Origin of the sequence: Pseudomonas sp. HY2-MNA-CIBAN-0224 (assembly GCF_040310285.1) — a bacterium.
Taxonomy (GTDB): domain Bacteria; phylum Pseudomonadota; class Gammaproteobacteria; order Pseudomonadales; family Pseudomonadaceae; genus Aquipseudomonas; species Aquipseudomonas helleri.
On record NZ_JBEOPQ010000363.1, the window covers coordinates 1 to 294 of the forward strand.

At 43.5% G+C, this 294-nt stretch carries 1 protein-coding gene; it reads right to left on the bottom strand.

Going from position 1 to position 294, the window contains the following annotated elements:
* Positions 1 to 294: GNAT family N-acetyltransferase (locus AAEZ03_RS26760; RefSeq protein ID WP_350582817.1), on the bottom strand; the 294-nt coding region annotated here is incomplete at both ends.

The window sequence follows — 294 nt, forward strand, 5'->3', positions numbered from 1 at the left end:
ATAAGTATTTTGCTGCCTTATTTGACTGGCGTACTTCCAACATCAACACCACGGCGCCGGCATTTTTTGCATCATCAATGAGCTGCTGCATTAATGCCGCCCCCAAACCTGAACCTTGTTTTTCAGGTGCCACACAAATATCAAGTAAGGTCGCCTCATCAATAATCTGCTGTACTATCGCAAAACCACACAAATCATCTTGGCGCTTAATGCCCACTACTCGATATAAAGGCCCAAAACACTCTTTTAAGCTCATTTCAGACCAAGGATGTGTATGCGCTAGCTTTTCAATCT